This window comes from Streptomyces sp. NBC_00490 (assembly GCF_036013645.1).
Classification (GTDB): domain Bacteria; phylum Actinomycetota; class Actinomycetes; order Streptomycetales; family Streptomycetaceae; genus Streptomyces; species Streptomyces canus_F.
On sequence record NZ_CP107869.1, the window covers coordinates 2,339,323 to 2,353,283 of the forward strand.

The 13,961-nt window shown below is 71.5% G+C and carries 14 protein-coding genes; 4 read left to right on the plus strand and 10 right to left on the minus strand.

The window, feature by feature from the left end; all coding sequences use genetic code 11:
• Positions 1–5 precede the first annotated feature (5 nt).
• Positions 6–1,127, minus strand: a complete 1,122-nt coding sequence (locus OG381_RS10520) for a glycoside hydrolase family 6 protein (RefSeq protein ID WP_327722433.1) — start codon at positions 1,125–1,127, stop codon at positions 6–8.
• Positions 1,128–1,299: 172 nt separating this feature from the next.
• Here OG381_RS10520 and OG381_RS10525 point away from each other — a divergent pair, with 172 nt between their 5' ends.
• Together OG381_RS10525 and OG381_RS10530 are read left to right on the plus strand one after the other, a co-directional pair.
• The gene (locus OG381_RS10525; RefSeq protein WP_327715859.1) at positions 1,300–1,986 is read left to right on the plus strand and encodes a DUF5995 family protein; all 687 of its coding nucleotides are present in this window, start codon (positions 1,300–1,302) and stop codon (positions 1,984–1,986) included.
• 103 nt (positions 1,987–2,089) lie between these two features.
• Positions 2,090–2,521 carry a hypothetical protein gene (locus OG381_RS10530; protein ID WP_327715860.1) on the plus strand — a complete coding sequence of 144 codons (432 nt, stop codon included), beginning with the start codon at positions 2,090–2,092 and terminating at the stop codon, positions 2,519–2,521.
• On the opposite strand, the gene OG381_RS10535 is transcribed toward OG381_RS10530, so the two are convergent.
• Positions 2,482–4,182, minus strand: coding sequence for a flavin monoamine oxidase family protein (locus OG381_RS10535; RefSeq protein ID WP_327715861.1), 1,701 nt, complete (start codon positions 4,180–4,182; stop codon positions 2,482–2,484). The two genes, OG381_RS10530 and OG381_RS10535, sit on opposite strands and share 40 nt — an antisense overlap.
• 43 nt (positions 4,183–4,225) lie before the next feature.
• Positions 4,226–5,014 carry a carbon-nitrogen hydrolase family protein gene (locus OG381_RS10540; RefSeq protein WP_327715862.1) on the minus strand — a complete coding sequence of 263 codons (789 nt, stop codon included), beginning with the start codon at positions 5,012–5,014 and terminating at the stop codon, positions 4,226–4,228.
• Between the two features lie 286 nt (positions 5,015–5,300).
• On the opposite strand from OG381_RS10540, the gene OG381_RS10545 reads away from it, so the two are divergent.
• Positions 5,301–5,840: a Repetin gene (locus OG381_RS10545; RefSeq protein WP_327715863.1), complete on the plus strand. Its 540-nt coding sequence runs from the start codon at positions 5,301–5,303 to the stop codon at positions 5,838–5,840.
• On the opposite strand, the gene OG381_RS10550 is transcribed toward OG381_RS10545, so the two are convergent.
• From OG381_RS10550 to OG381_RS10575, 6 genes are all read right to left on the minus strand, one after another.
• A complete protein-coding gene (locus tag OG381_RS10550; RefSeq protein WP_327715864.1) occupies positions 5,809–7,005 on the minus strand; it encodes an MFS transporter in 1,197 nt (398 codons plus the stop codon). The two genes, OG381_RS10545 and OG381_RS10550, sit on opposite strands and share 32 nt — an antisense overlap.
• Positions 7,006–7,110: 105 nt before the next feature.
• Complete coding sequence (locus OG381_RS10555) at positions 7,111–8,517, minus strand: HAD-IA family hydrolase (RefSeq protein WP_327715865.1); 1,407 nt, start codon at positions 8,515–8,517, stop codon at positions 7,111–7,113.
• Complete coding sequence (locus tag OG381_RS10560; protein ID WP_327715866.1) at positions 8,514–9,572, minus strand: ABC transporter ATP-binding protein; 1,059 nt, start codon at positions 9,570–9,572, stop codon at positions 8,514–8,516. The genes OG381_RS10555 and OG381_RS10560 overlap by 4 nt, the downstream gene beginning before the upstream one ends.
• 2 nt (positions 9,573–9,574) lie before the next feature.
• Positions 9,575–10,387 (minus strand): ABC transporter permease, encoded by an 813-nt coding sequence (locus OG381_RS10565; RefSeq protein ID WP_327715867.1) that lies wholly within the window; start codon positions 10,385–10,387, stop codon positions 9,575–9,577.
• The gene (locus OG381_RS10570) at positions 10,375–11,259 is read right to left on the minus strand and encodes an ABC transporter permease (protein ID WP_327715868.1); all 885 of its coding nucleotides are present in this window, start codon (positions 11,257–11,259) and stop codon (positions 10,375–10,377) included. Before OG381_RS10570 ends, OG381_RS10565 begins: the two co-directional genes overlap by 13 nt.
• On the minus strand, positions 11,256–12,401 hold the full coding sequence (locus tag OG381_RS10575; RefSeq protein WP_327715869.1) for an ABC transporter substrate-binding protein: 1,146 nt from the start codon (positions 12,399–12,401) through the stop codon (positions 11,256–11,258). Before OG381_RS10575 ends, OG381_RS10570 begins: the two co-directional genes overlap by 4 nt.
• A 266-nt stretch (positions 12,402–12,667) precedes the next feature.
• Here OG381_RS10575 and OG381_RS10580 point away from each other — a divergent pair, with 266 nt between their 5' ends.
• Complete coding sequence (locus tag OG381_RS10580; RefSeq protein ID WP_327715870.1) at positions 12,668–13,408, plus strand: GntR family transcriptional regulator; 741 nt, start codon at positions 12,668–12,670, stop codon at positions 13,406–13,408.
• Between the two features lie 90 nt (positions 13,409–13,498).
• Here OG381_RS10580 and OG381_RS10585 read toward each other — a convergent pair whose 3' ends face one another.
• Positions 13,499–13,951: an Lrp/AsnC family transcriptional regulator gene (locus tag OG381_RS10585; protein ID WP_046260034.1), complete on the minus strand. Its 453-nt coding sequence runs from the start codon at positions 13,949–13,951 to the stop codon at positions 13,499–13,501.
• Positions 13,952–13,961: the final 10 nt, after the last annotated feature.

Sequence of the window (13,961 nt, forward strand, 5' to 3'; positions counted from 1 at the left end):
GTCGCTCAGCGCGCCAAGTCGTAGGCGTACGACGGTGTGAACGTGCCGGGCGAGCCCTTGCAGCCGTCCGACTCCCCCGGCAGCTTCACCCACAGATAGCCGTCGATGCGGGCCTCGCCGGTGTTCAGGGTCGGGGCCCGGCCGAGCTTGCGGCCGTCGGGGTCGCACCACTCGCCGTCCGGCGGGGCGCCGTTGCCGTTGCGGCTGGTGTCGACGACGGCGCCGAGGCTCGCCGGGCCGCCGAGGGCGTCGAGGACCCGTCGGTCGTAGGCGATCTCGTCGGCGGTGCGGTGGAAGTTGGAGACGTTGCTGAAGACGCCGTCCGAGGAGGCGGCCGAGCCGGCGCCCGCCTGTCGCAGCAGATCGGCCTGTTTGGCCGCCGGGTGCCAGCCGGAGTGGCCGGCGTCGAAGTAGACCCGGGCCCTCGGGTTCGCGTCCTTGAAGGTCCGCCCGGCGCGGGCCAACGAGGCGAAACGGTCGGCCCGTTGACCGGCGGAGAGACAGTCGGTCTGCGCTATCGCGTCGGGCTCCAGGATCACGACGACCTCGCCGGAGCCGAGCCCGGCGGCGAACCTGTCGATCCAGGCGTCGTACGCGTCGAGGTCCGGCGCCCCGCCCTGGGAGGCCCCGCCGCAGTCGCGGTCCGGGATCCCGTACGCCACGACCACCGGTACCCGGCCCTGCGCCACGCCCCCGGAGGTGACCGCGCGCACGCGTGCCGTGATGGTGGCCGGCGTGTAGTCGGCGAACCAGACGGCCGCCGGCTGGTCGGCGATACGGGACCGAATGACGTCCTGGCGTGCGTCGCCGGGGTTGTCGCGGACCCAGTCGAGTACCTGGGACTCGGAGTGACGGTAGAGGCGGGTGGAGACGGCCGCGGTCCGCTGCCTCTTCTCGGTCCTCGTCGGCGAGGGCGTCGGGCTCGCCGCCTTCTTCTTCGGAGAGACGGACGGGGACGGCGACTCGGTGACCGAGGGGGACGGCGAGGGTGCGGGAGGCCGCAGATCCAGGGTCGGGGAGTCCGTCACCTCGGGGCGGGCCTCGTCGGAGCCCCGCCCGTCGTCGAGCGCGGACATCATCCCGGTCGCGGTGCCCACGGCCACCACGACGGAGGCCGCCGCGACCATGCCGCTCCGCCGGGCGGCACGGCGGCGCTCGGCCCTGCGTTCGGCCAGGCGATGGGCACGTTGGCCTGGCACCCGCTGATCCCCTCCCCCTTCGGCGGCGGCGTTCCCCCGTTCTGGGGAAGCACCGGGCCCGCCGACCCTTCGGCCAGCCTAGGCCTGGGACCCTGCCTCCATGCCGCAGTTGGAACAGTTCGTCACTCCCGTCGACGCCGTCGTCTCACGGATGCGCGCCCTGGACGAGGCGCTTCCGGAACGGGACGGGATCGCGGTCTTCAACCGTGTCTACCTCGCCGTCACGGAGGCCGTTGACCGGGGCATCGACGCGGGCCGGTTCACGGACACGCGCGCCGCGATCACGCTGGACGTGCGGTTCGCCGAGCGGTACCTGCGGGCGGTCGAGACGGTGACCGACGAGCGCCGGCCACCCGCGTGCTGGCGGCCCCTGTTCCAGTACCGCCGCCATCCCGGCGTACGCCCCCTGCAGTTCGCGCTCGCGGGCATCAACGCGCACATCGGGCACGATCTGGCGCTGGCCGTCGTGGACACCTGTCGTACGCTCGGCTGCGAACCCGTCGACGTGGAGGACGAGTTCGACCGCGTGGGCGATCTCCTCGTCTCGCTGGAGGAGCGCATCCGCGAGGAGCTGATGCCGGGCCCCGACCTCCTCCAGATCGCCGACCCGCTGACCCATCTGCTCGGCGCGTGGAGTCTGGAGCGGGCCCGGGACGCCACCTGGACGGCGGCTCGCGCCCTGTGGGCGCTGCGCGGACTGCCCGATGTCGCCGGGGAGTTCCGGGAACGCCTCGACACGGCGGTCGGGTTCGCGGGAAGGATGCTGCTCACACCGCTGCCGGACTGATCCGGCCGGCCTCCCCCGACAGCTGAGGAACCGAACGTCCCCTGAGTCTGTCTGGACACACGTGGCGGTCCTACTCCTCCTTGCCCTGACCCTCGCACCGCTCATGACGCCGTTCGTGGTCGCGGGCGCCGCCCTGGCGCTGGCCAAGCGAGCCTACGACCAAGGACTCGGCAGCGGGCTGCGCCTGCCCGATGCGACGTCGTGCGCCCTGGTGACGCTGCTCGCCGGCGCGGCCGCCTTCGGCGCGTACGCGTACGGCGTGACGCGCGGCTTCTACATCCTGGACCCGGACCAGATGTGCGCGGCCGCCGGTGCGCGCGGCGACCACGTGATCACACGGCCGACCCTGCCGGTCAGCGTGCAGTGCGTCACCTGGAAGGGCGAGGGAACCGAACTGGTGCCGGGCTGGGTGAACCCGGTCGTGTACGGCGGCCTCGCGCTCTGCCTACTGGCCCTCGGGACGGCGATCGCCTCGGGCCTGCGCCGTCGAACGTCTCAGTCCTCCGGCAGTTCCACCGGCGCGATCTCGTCGTAGACGTCCCCCGGGCCCGGGTTCGTCGCGTCGGTCGCCCCGCCGAAGTGGTGCATGACCCCCCACACCGCGTTCAGCGCGGTCTGGACCGCGCCCTCGGCCCAGCCGGCCGTCCAGGAGATGTCGTCGCCCGCGAGGAAGATGCCCCGCTTGTCCGCGGGCAGCCGGTCCTGCATGAAGTGCGTGAACAGGCGCCGCTGGTAGCGGTAGTGGCCGGGCAGGTTGGCCTTGAACGCGCCCATGAAATAGGGCTCGTTCTCCCAGGACACCGTCACCGGGTTGCCGATGATGTGCTTCCTGATGTCGACCTTCGGGTAGATCTCGCCGAGCGACTTCAGCATGACCTCCATCCGCTCGTTCGCGGACAGCGGCAGCCACTTCAGGCTGTCGTCGCACCAGGTGTACGAGAGGCAGATGACGGCCGGTTTGTCGGGACCGTCGTCGAGGAGGTAAGTGCCGCGCGTCATACGGTCGGTGAGGGTCATCGACATGACGTCCCGGCCGGTCTCCTCGTCCTTGTCCAGCCAGAACGGCCGGTCCACGGGCACGAAGAGCTTCGAGGACTCCATGTAGTGGGTGCGCTCGATCGCCGTCCAGTGGTCGATCGGGAAGAGCGAGTCGTCGCAGGCGATCTTGGAGAGCAGCATCCAGGACTGGGCGGTGAAGATCGCCGCCCGGTAGGTGCGGATGTCGCCGTCGGCGTCGGTCACCGTGATCCGGTTGCCGGCGGTGCGGTGCAGACGGGTGACCGCGGGACGCGGCTCGCCGTTCACGTGCAGCTGCGCCAGGGAGGTGCCGTAGGGCCAGTGGACGATCTTCTCGGGCGCCCGGTCCCAGAGCCTGAGCGGCAGCTGCTGGGAGCCGCCGACGATGCCGCGGTGGTGGTCGTCGGCCTCGGTGTAGACGACCCGCAGGATCTCCAGGATGGAGTTGGGGAAGTCGGTGTCCCAGCCGCCGGTGCCGAAGCCGACCTGGCCGAAGATCTCGCGGTGCCGGAAGGACCTGAAGGACTCGGAGTCGCAGAGGAAGCCGTAGAAGGTCTGGTTGTCGAGCTTCTCGACGAGCTTCGCCCAGATCTCGCGGATGCGCGGCACGTCCCGCTCCCGCATGGCCTGGTTCATGTCGGAGAAATCGGCGCCCTCTTCGAGGCACTTGTTCCAGGCCGCGGCGACATCACGGTAGACCTGGGGCAGGTCGTCGATCGTCTCGGCGTAGTGCGACTCGCCCTTGAGGTCGACGACCGTCGAAGGGGTCGCCTCCGCGAGGGGGTTGGGGAAGGGCTGCGTCTTCAGGCCCACCAGGTCGATGTAGTGCTGGAGCGCCGTGGAGGACGGCGGGAAACGCATCGCGCCCATCTCGGCGGTGAGGCCGTCGGTACCCGGGCCGTCGAAGCCCACCGTCCGCAGCCGTCCGCCGATCTGGTCGGCCTCGTACACGACCGGCTTGAGGCCCATCTTCATCAGCTCGTACGCGGCCACGAGGCCGGACAGCCCGCCGCCGATCACCGCGACCTCGGCACCGTGCTCGGTCGCCGGTATCTGGCCGAGGCCCGCCGGGTGGGCGAGGAAGTCGTCGTACGCGTACGGGAAGTCCGGGCCGAACATGGTGATCGGCGGCTGCTGCTCGTCGGCGTGCTGGACGGCGTTGGGCACCGTGGACGTCATGGGGTACGGACTCCTAGCGACTGCGAAAGAAAGAGGGGGAGGCTCAGACCAGGGACCCGTAGAGCCCGGGGCGGCGGTCGTGCAGATACGGGTTCGCCTCGCGGGAGGCGGCGAGGGAGACCGGGTCGGCGTCCGCGAGGACCAGCTCCTCGCCGCGTCCGGCGCGGGTGCGGGCGACCCCGTCGGGACCGGCGAGGGTGGAGAGTCCGACGAACTCGAACTCCCCTTCCTGGCCGACCCTGTTGACGTAGGCGACGTACATCTGGTTCTCGAAGGCCCGCACCGGGATCATCGACTCGGCGACGAACTGGAAGGGGTGCATCTGCGCGGTCGGCACGACCAGGAGGTCGGTGCCGGCGAGGGCGTGGGCGCGGACGTTCTCCGGGAACTCGACGTCGTAGCAGATCATGAGGCCGACGGTCAGTCCGCCGAGCTCGGCCTGGACGACCGGCTGCTCCCCCGGGGTGAAGTGGTCGCGCTCGAAGCAGCCGAAGAGGTGGGTCTTGCGGTAGTTGGCCCGGCGGTCGCCCGTGGCGGAGATCAGCTGGGCGGAGTTGAAGACCGCGTCCCCGGAGCGTTCCGGATAGCCGTACGCGATGGCGAGGGAGTGCCTCGACGCTATCTCCGCGACCGCGTCCGCGCTGTCCCCGTCGGCCGGCTCCGCGAGGCGGGCGATGTCGTCGCCGATCGCGTACCCGGTGAGGAACATCTCCGGCGCGGCCAGCAGCCCGGCGCCCGCGGCGGCGGCACGGCCCGCGGCCTCGTCGAGGACCTTGAGGTTCTCGACGACCGAGCCGGGGCGACCGGAGCTCTGGAGCAGGGCGGTACGCATGCGTGTCCTCACCGGGGCGAAAGGGTGGATGTGGGCCATGTAGACGGTACGGCGGGCTGACCAGGGCGGACAAGAAGGAGCCGTTGCGTGCCGGTAAGCGATTTGTTGCGTCCGTGCGGGGCGGGGCGGCGATTCGTTGCGCACCCTTCCGTCCACCTGGAGGCGTACGCGGTGCGGGGCGGACCAGTCTGGCGGCGTAGCGGGGATGCCGACCCTGGCGCGACGCGGCGGGAGCGGGGCCTCGGGACAGTGGTGACCGTCCCGTTCGCCCGCGGAAAGGACCGTCATGAACCGTAGTACGAAGATCGGCGTGCTCGGCGCCACGCTCCTCCTCACCGCCGGACTCACCGGAGCCGCGGCCTCCGCTCCCGCCTCCCCTCCGAAACCCCGCGAGGGCGCCGCCCTCACCGGCACCGCCAAGCTGCACCGCACCGCCGGCGACGACATCACCTTCTCCTTCGACGCGCACCTCGCCGCCGAGGACAGGGCCGACCCGATGAGGGCGACCGGCACCTTCGAGTGGAGCCACTACCTGAAGGGCGAGGGCGCCTGGGCGAAGGCGAAGGTCGACTGTCTGGTCACCGGCGGCAAGGTGGCCGTCGTCTCCGGCATCGTCACCGACTCGGACCTGCCGGGCGCGAAGGGCACCCGGGTCGGCGTCACGGTGCACGACCTCGGCCGCCGCGACCGGCTCGGGTACAGCTGGGCGACGACCGAGGACCTGGGCCCCGAGGACCTGCCGAAGTGCGTCAGCTCCGCCCCGTTCGAGAAGGTCGAGAAGGGGACGGGGGACTTCACGGTCGTGCCGTGGCGGCCCGACTTCTAGCCAGCACCAGCGCCGTCACCAGGTACGGCACCGCCAGCACCGCGAAGACCGTGCCGTGGGCCGCGGTCGTGCCCAGCAGCGCGTACGCACCGAAGGTGGCGACCGTGACCAGCTCCGTGCCCAGGCTCGCGACGGAGGTGAGGGTGGCCCGGCGGGACTCGTCGATACGGTGCTGGAGGCGGACGTCGGCGAGCACCTCGGCCAGCTGGAACCCGCCGAAGGCGAGACCGACGAGCGCGATGCCGGCCGGGGTCCCGGACGCGGCACCGGCGGCCATCGCGAGCGCGGAGCCCGCCAGCAGCCATGCCGTCCCGGTGGTGCCGAGGCGTTCGGCCGGCCCGGTCAGCAGGCTCGCCGCCGTGACGAGCGTCCACACGAGAAGGATCAGGTAGGGCACCGTCGTCTCCGCCACACCGGTGTCGCGGGCCAGCAGAGGCGTGTACTCGTCGAGCGCGCCCCACACCGCGGCGACGGCGGGGACCAGCAGCAGGGCGCCGCGTACGGAACGGTCCTCGCGGACCACGGCGAGTCCGGTCCGCAGGGTCGTCCACCAGCCGTCGCCCCCGGTCTCCGGCCGCGTCCGGTGCTCCGGCAGCCGGGCCGCCACCGCGGCGGCCAGCAGACAGGCCAGCACACTGCCCGCGCCCACCAGCGGGTAGCCGCCCAGCGCGAACACCGGCCCGGCGAGACCGATCGCCGCCATGGTGGCCGCCAGCCGCGCCGCGCGCACCCGTCCCATCACGCGCGCGTACCGGTCGGCGGCGCCGAGCCGGTCCAGCTCGTCGTAGGCCAGCGCCTCGAAGGAACCGGAGCACAGTGCTCCGCCGATGCCCCACAGGACGAACCCGAGCGCGAAGGCCCAGTACGCGGGGACGATCACCCACAGGGCGAAGCCGGCCGCGTTGAACAGCGGGCCGGTCCACAGCAGCAGCCGTCGGGAGACCGCGTCGGCCAGGGCGCCGGAGGGGACCTCCAGCACGACGGCGGTGACCGACCACAGGGCGAACAGGGAGGAGATCTGCCACAGCGACATCCCGGTGTCGGCGAAGAGCAGCGCGTACACCGGGTAGAGCAGGACGAAGTCGTCGAGGAACGCGTAGCCGTACAGCGTGGTCGTCAGCCGGCGGATGCCGGTCGTGGACACACGTGTGGGTGAGAGTGTCATGAGGCCTTCCCGGAAGGGCGGTTCGGACGTCGTGGGTACGGCGTCCGAGGCGGCCCTCGGGAGGCGCGGCTGGTGGATCAATGTCGCCAGGTCATGACACCGATGCTAGACAGTCCCGGCCCCGCTGCCCAGCGAAAATGTGGTGATCACCGCCGCGTGGTCGGACGGCCAGTCGTTGTCCTGGACATCCGGCCAGGTCCGGGGGGTGCCGCTGACGTAGGTCCGGGAGTCGAGCACCCGCAGCCCCCGGTGCAGAACGAAGTCGATCCGGTCCTGCGGCTCCGGCGCGGCCTGGACCGGCGACCAGGTGTGACCGGGGTCGGCCACGGGGTCGGGATGGGCCTGACGGTAGGAGTCGGCGAAGCCCGCTTCCTCGGCCGCCTTCGTGACCGGCCACTCGATGTCCGGCCAGTCCAGGTGCGAGGGCGTGTTGAAGTCACCGACGAGGGCGACGGGCACGGTCTCGTCGATCCTGCTCAGCGCGTCCCTCATCTGTGCGAGCCGCACCCCCTCGTGGGCGGCCGACGGCACGTAGGGCCCGTACGACTCGTAGTCCAGGTGGACCGTCCACACGTCCGCCTCGGCACCCTCGGCGACGCGGACCCGGACACCCGCCGCGCCGTAGAAGCCGACCTCCGGGTCCCCGAAGGTGTCCGTGATCGGGTGGCGGCTGATGATGCCGAGGTTCACCCCGGCCCGGTGGTGGTACCAGCCGAGGGCCTCGGCGAGCTCCTGCGCGGCGGTGCCGTACGTCTCCTGGAGACCGACCACATCCACCTCGGTCTCGGCGATGACCTTGAGCTGTTTGGCCCGATGGTCGTGGACCTCGGTGCCGCCGTACCAGAGGTTCCAGGTCATGACGCGGAGCCGGTACGGCAGCAGGGAGCGGAGCCGGTCGACGGTGACCCCCTCCAGGCCGGCCAGGACGGTCCGGCCCGGCGCGGCCCCGATCGGCGCGAGGGAGGGCACCGCGAGCACCGCGCACCCGGCGGCCTCGGCGGAGGCGACCCCGGTCTCCGTGTCCTCGACGGCCACACAGGCGGCGGGGTCGACTCCCAGGGCCCGGCAGGCGGCGAGGTAGGGATCGGGCGCCGGCTTGGTGCGGGGTGTGTCGTCGGCGGTCACGGAGACGGCGAAACGCTCGGCGCCCAGCGCTTCGAGCACCGTGTCGGCGACCGCCCTCGGGGACGCGGTCACCAGGGCCGTGGGCACCCCCTCGCGGGCCAGGGCACCCAGCAGGTCGAGCGCGCCGGGGCGGGGCACTATGCCGGTGCGGACGCGGTCGGCGAACTCCCGGTGGAGCGCGTCGGCCAGATCGGCGGCCGGGGTGCCCGTGGCCGCGGACAGCCAGGCGGCGGTGTCCTCGACCGCGCGGCCGAGCACCTCCGGCTGGTCCGCCTCGGTCAGGGTCCGCCCTGCCACCTCCTCCACCGCCTCCCACCACAGCCGCTCGGTGTCGACGAGCGTGCCGTCCATGTCGAACAGGACGGCCTGGAGCGGGAGTCGGCTCACGGCGCGCTCCGCTCGGCGACGAGCACCGGCCGCTGCGGCAAGGTCACGCTCACCGCGGCCCCCGCCCCGAGCCCGGCGGCCTCGTGGGCGGGCAGGTCGGCCTTCACGTCGGTGCCGTCGGCGAGCCGGACGGTGACACGGACGGCGGCGCCCAGGAAGGAGGTGGCGACGACGCTCGCCTTTCCCTCGTCGTCGGCCCGCACGCGTACGGCCTCGGGCCGCACCAGCACGTCCACCTCGGTCGCCGGGGGCACCGGGCCGTCCACGGGCAGCCGCTGCCCGAGCACATCGACGGATCCGTCGGCCAGCCGTCCCGGTATCCGGCTCATCGTCCCGACGAACTCGGCGACGAAGGCGGTGGCCGGACGGCCGTACAACTCGGCCGGGGCCGCGCACTGTTCGAGCCGCCCGGCGTGCATCACCGCGACCCGGTCCGCCATCGACAGGGCCTCCTCCTGGTCGTGGGTCACGAAGAGCGTGGTGATCCCGAGCTCCTGCTGGAGCCGCCGGATCTCCTCGCGCAGGGAGAGGCGCACCTTGGCGTCGAGTGCCGACAGCGGCTCGTCGAGGAGGAGCACCCGTGGCCGCAGGGCGAGCGCCCGGGCCAGGGCGACGCGCTGCTGCTGGCCGCCGGAGAGCTCGTGCGGGTAGCGCCCGCCCTTGTCGGCGAGACCGACCAGTTCCAGCAACTCCGTCGCACGCGACCGTCGTTCGGCCGGACGCACCTTCCGCATCCGCAGCCCGAAGGCCACGTTGTCGACCGCGTCGAGATGCGGGAAGAGGCTGTACGACTGGAAGACCATCCCCGCGTCACGGCGGTGGGCCGGCACCCGGGTGACGTCCTCGCCGTCCACCAGCACCTCGCCGGAGTCGGGGTGTTCGAAGCCCGCGAGCATGCGCAGAGCGGTGGTCTTGCCGCAGCCGGACGGGCCGAGCAGGGCCAGGAGCTCACCGGGCCGGACGGTCAGGTCGAGTCCGTCGAGGGCGACGGTGGGACCGAACTCCCTGCGCAGGCCCCGGAATTCGACGGTGGCCGCTTTCTCGAGCGTCTTCATGGTCATCCCCGGGAAGTAGTACGGGCGCGTCCGCCGAAGCCGGCCAGGACGAGGAGCAGCACCCACGTCACGAGCAGACTGAGCACGGACACGGCGACGGAGAGCTGGGCCTGCGAGCCGCTGACGTTCACGATCCACACGGCGAAGGGCTGGAAGCCGAGCAGCTGGGCGACCGTGAACTCACCGAGCACCAACGCCAGCGTGAGGAAGGAGGAGTTGAGGAGGGCGCCCCGCAGATTGGGCAGTACGGCCCGGACCAGCGCCTGCGGCCAGCTCGCCCCGCAGCTGCGGGCGGCCTCGACGAGGGTGCGGACGTCGACCGCGCGCAGCCCGGCGTCCAGGGCGCGATGCACGAACGGCAGGGCCATCACGACGTACGCGAGGACCAGGATGACGGGGAAGTCGGGGTTCTGGATCGCCACGAACGTCTGGAACAGCGGGGTGCGGGAGAGGTGTTCGGGCCCCCACTTCAGGACCGTGATGATGCCGGCGACGAGCGCGATCGGCGGTACCACCAGCGGCAGTTGGCACACCACCTCGACAACCGGCCGCAGCCGGGGCGACCCCAGCCGCAGGGCCACCGTCGCGGGCACCATCAGGAGCAGCACGATGACGATCGTCGCGAGGGCCAGTTCCAGCGAGAGCAGCAGGCTGGTGACGAAGCCGTCGGTGGAGAAGATCCGGGTGTAGGCGTCGAAGGTGAGGCCCTGCCCGGGCACGTCGACGGTGAAGACGATCGACGCGGCGAGCGGCACCAGGAAGTACAGCCCGGCGAGGCCGTAGACGCCCCACCGCCACAGGTTCAGGCGAGCCATCGCGCGCTCCGTCGTTGCAGGGGCAGGTACACGGCCATGACCAGGCCCGCGATGAGGACCATGTCGAGGCTGAGGGCGAGCGCCACGTTCTCCTGGCCCACGAGCACGTTGCCGGAGAGCGCGTCGGCTATCTGCAGGGTGATCAGCGGAATGGAGCTGCCCACGATCGCGGCGGCGGTGGCGTACGCCGCGAAGGCGGTGCCGAAGAGCAGCACGAGCCCGCCGAGCAGTGAGGGCGCGAGGACGGGCAGGGCGACATGGAGCCAGTACTGCGTGGTCGTGGCCCCGTTGTTCTGCGCGGCCTCGCGCCACTGGACGCGCAGCCCCTCCAGGGCGGGGGTGATGGTGAGGATCATCAGCGGGATCAGGAAGTACAGGTAGACGATCACCAGTCCCCAGAAGCTGTAGAGGTCCCAGCCCTTGTCCGTGAGGCCCAGGTGCCGGGTCAGGACACCGGCGTTGCCGAGGGTGGCGACGAAGGCGAAGGCCAGCGGGACGCCGCCGAAGTTCGCGAGGACGCCGGAGGCGGTGAGGACGGCTTCGCGCAGCGCCCGGTGCCGGGATGTCACCACGGCCTGCGCGAGCGGCAGCCCGAACAGGGCCGCCAGCACGGCCGACACCGCGGACAGTTTGACGCTGCCGACGAGAGCGGTGAGGTAGGCGCCCTGCAGCGAGGCGGTCAGGTTGGCCGTGCCGAACCCGCCGGTCGTCTTCACCGTGAACGCCCCGTCCAGGATGGCCCAGGCCGGCAGGCCGAAGGCCACCGCGGTGAAGGCGAGCAGCGGGACCACGGCGAGCCAGCCGAGGGACCGGCGCCGCCGCTTCACCGCGACGGCCGACGCCGGGTCCACTCGTACGGCGGTGGCCGTCATCCGGAGACGGCCTTCGCCCAGCCCTGTCCGAGCACCGTCTTGGCCTTGTTCTGCTGGGCCTCGGTCGGGAAGCTCGGCGTGCCGGAGACCTCGGGCAGCTTGGCCGCGGCGGTCTTGTCGAGGGTGCCGGCCTTCTCCATGGCGGTCATCAGGGCCGGGCGGGCGTATCCCTTGAGCCACAGGTTCTGGCCCTCGGCGCTGTAGAGGTACTCCTGCCACAGGCGGGCGGTCGCCGGGTGCGGGGCGTCCTTGTTGATCGCCTGGGAGTAGTACTGCGAGAACTTGCCGTCGCCGGGGACCGACACCGTCCAGTCGACGCCCTTGGACTTGAACTCCTCGGCGTACCCGGCGTTCAGGTAGTCCCAGTCGATGCTGATGGGCGTCTCGCCCTTCTCGACGGTGGCCGGGGTCGACTCGACGGGCGTGTAGTTCCCGTTGCTCTTCAGCTTCTTGAAGAAGTCGAGGCCGGGCTGGATGTCGTCGAAGGAGCCGCCGCTCGCGAGCGAGGCCGCCCAGACGCCGCCGAAGGCCGAACCGGACTTGGTGGGGTTGCCGTTGAGGGCGACCTGGCCCTTGTACTGGGGCTTGAGGAGATCGGCGAAGGTGGTCGGGCAGGTCTTGACGCGCTTGGCGTCGCAGCCGATGGAGATGTAGCCGCCGTAGTCGTTGTACCAGCGTGCCTGTGCGTCCTTCTGCTCGCCGGGGATGTCGGCGAAGGACGCCACCTTGTACGGGGCGAGCAGCCCCTGCTCGGCCGCGCTGATGGCGAAGGAGCTGCCGAGGTCGAGCACGTCGGGGGCCCGGTTCTGGCCCTTGCGGGAGGTGACGGCGTTGATCTCGTCCTGGCTGGCGCCGTCGGGGTTCTCGACGGCGACCTTGATGCCGTACTTCTTCTCGAAGCCGTCGATGAGGGCGCCATAGTTGGCCCAGTCGCGGGGCAGCGCGATGGCGTTGAGCGTGCCCTCCTTCTTGGCCGCCTTCACCAGGGCGTCGATTCCGCCGAAGTCGGCGGCGGAGGTGGCGGTGGCGGCGTTCTTGCCGTCGGCGGTGGTCGAGGAGTTCTCGGGGGCGGCGCCACAGGCGCTCAGGGCGAGGGCGGCGAGGACGCCGAGGGCGGCGGTTCTCGGCAGGGACACGGTCACGGCTTCTCCAGGGGACGCGCGAGGGTGCAGGAGTCGAACGGAGAGAAGAAGACAGAGCAGCGAAGGAGCGAAGGAGCGAGAGAACTTGTGTCAGATAACTTGTCTGAACAAGTTGGCCTCAGTAAGGCTGCTGGCGGTATCGATTCCGTAAACACTGGCGAAACAGTGACCCCTGCGTTCCCTGACGATCACGCGCCCCTCGGATCCCCGCCGGATGTCGTCTAGGCTGGTCACGCTGTGCACAGCCGTCGACTCGGAGGGGAAGCATGCCGGCGCGACACGAGGAGATCGCCGACGCACTGCGCCGGGCGATCGACCGCGAGGAGTACACAGTCGGCAGTCGGCTCCCCGCCGAGACGGACCTCGCGGCCCAGTACGACGTCTCGCGCGGCACGGTCCGCCAGGCGGTCGCCGCCCTGACCGCCGAGGGCCTCATCGGCTCCCGCCAGGGCGCCCGCCGCGTGGTCCTCGCCAGCCGTCGCAGCCAGAGCTTCGCGGAACTGCGCAGCTTCGCGCAGTGGGCCCGGGCGATGGGCCGCGAGGCGACAGGGCGGGTGGTCGCACAGGAGTACCGGCCGGCGACCCAGGAGGACGCGATACGTCTCCAACTGCGCGCCGGGACAAAGGTGTTGCACGTCCTGCGGGTGCGCGGCCTGGACGGCGAGCCGGTGTTGCTGGAGCGGACCGTGTACGCCGACTGGATCTCCCCCGCCGTCGAGCCCATCGAGCCGGACTGTCCGTCGGTGACCCAACGCCTGTACGACGACAGGGGGTTGGTCTTCGCTTACGGCGAGCACGTCATCGACGCGGTCGCGGCGGGCGCGCAGGACGCGGAGCTGCTGCTCGTGCGCCGCACCAGTCCGCTGCTGCGCGTGCGCCGGGTGACGACGACCCGCGAAGGGCGCCCGGTGGAATGGTCGGACGACCGCTACCGCTCGGACGCGGTGAGCTTCAGCGTGCACAACTCGATGGACAACAACGCGCTGGCCCGGAAGACGGCGGAGTAAGTTCCGCGCCCCCTGGAGGTGGGACCAGGTGAGGTGCCTTTAGGGGCGCGGGGAACTGCGCGACAAGCCACGACGCATCCGCACCGCCCCTCACCCTGGCGCCCCCGAAGAAAACCTCCGCAGCAGCGGCGACAGCACCAGCACCGACTTGGTGCGCTCCACGAACGGCTCCCCCGCGATCCGCTCCAGGACCCGTTCGAAGTGCCGCATGTCGGAGGCGAAGACCTGGACGACCGCGTCCGCGTCCCCCGTGACGGTGGACGCGGCGACGACCTCCTGGTAGCGCTCCAGGCCCCGCCGGATGGTGTCCGGCGAGGTGTTGTGGCGGCAGTAGATCTCGACGAACCCCTCGGTCTCCCAGCCGAGTGCCGACGGGTCGACCCGTACCGTGAAGCCGGTGATGGCTCCGGTCGCGCGGAGCCGGTCCACGCGCCGTTTCACGGCGGGCGCGGAGAGGCCGACGATCTGCCCGATGTCCGCGTAGGAGCGGCGGGCGTCCTCGGCGAGGGCGTGGACGATGCGTTCGTCGAGATCGTTGAGCACGGTGGGCGGA

What these genes read in the sequence shown, in the direction of transcription:
- OG381_RS10550 (WP_327715864.1), bottom strand. Translation starts at nt 7,005, where the DNA reads ATGACACTCTCACCCACACGTGTGTCCACGACCGGCATCCGCCGGCTG.
- OG381_RS10535 (WP_327715861.1), bottom strand. Translation starts at nt 4,182, where the DNA reads ATGACGTCCACGGTGCCCAACGCCGTCCAGCACGCCGACGAGCAGCAG.
- OG381_RS10545 (WP_327715863.1), top strand. Translation starts at nt 5,301, where the DNA reads ATGAACCGTAGTACGAAGATCGGCGTGCTCGGCGCCACGCTCCTCCTC.
- OG381_RS10520 (WP_327722433.1), bottom strand. Translation starts at nt 1,127, where the DNA reads ATGGTCGCGGCGGCCTCCGTCGTGGTGGCCGTGGGCACCGCGACCGGG.
- OG381_RS10525 (WP_327715859.1), top strand. Translation starts at nt 1,300, where the DNA reads ATGCCGCAGTTGGAACAGTTCGTCACTCCCGTCGACGCCGTCGTCTCA.
- OG381_RS10560 (WP_327715866.1), bottom strand. Translation starts at nt 9,572, where the DNA reads ATGAAGACGCTCGAGAAAGCGGCCACCGTCGAATTCCGGGGCCTGCGC.
- OG381_RS10580 (WP_327715870.1), top strand. Translation starts at nt 12,668, where the DNA reads ATGCCGGCGCGACACGAGGAGATCGCCGACGCACTGCGCCGGGCGATC.
- OG381_RS10530 (WP_327715860.1), top strand. Translation starts at nt 2,090, where the DNA reads ATGACGCCGTTCGTGGTCGCGGGCGCCGCCCTGGCGCTGGCCAAGCGA.
- OG381_RS10565 (WP_327715867.1), bottom strand. Translation starts at nt 10,387, where the DNA reads ATGGCTCGCCTGAACCTGTGGCGGTGGGGCGTCTACGGCCTCGCCGGG.
- OG381_RS10570 (WP_327715868.1), bottom strand. Translation starts at nt 11,259, where the DNA reads ATGACGGCCACCGCCGTACGAGTGGACCCGGCGTCGGCCGTCGCGGTG.
- OG381_RS10540 (WP_327715862.1), bottom strand. Translation starts at nt 5,014, where the DNA reads ATGCGTACCGCCCTGCTCCAGAGCTCCGGTCGCCCCGGCTCGGTCGTC.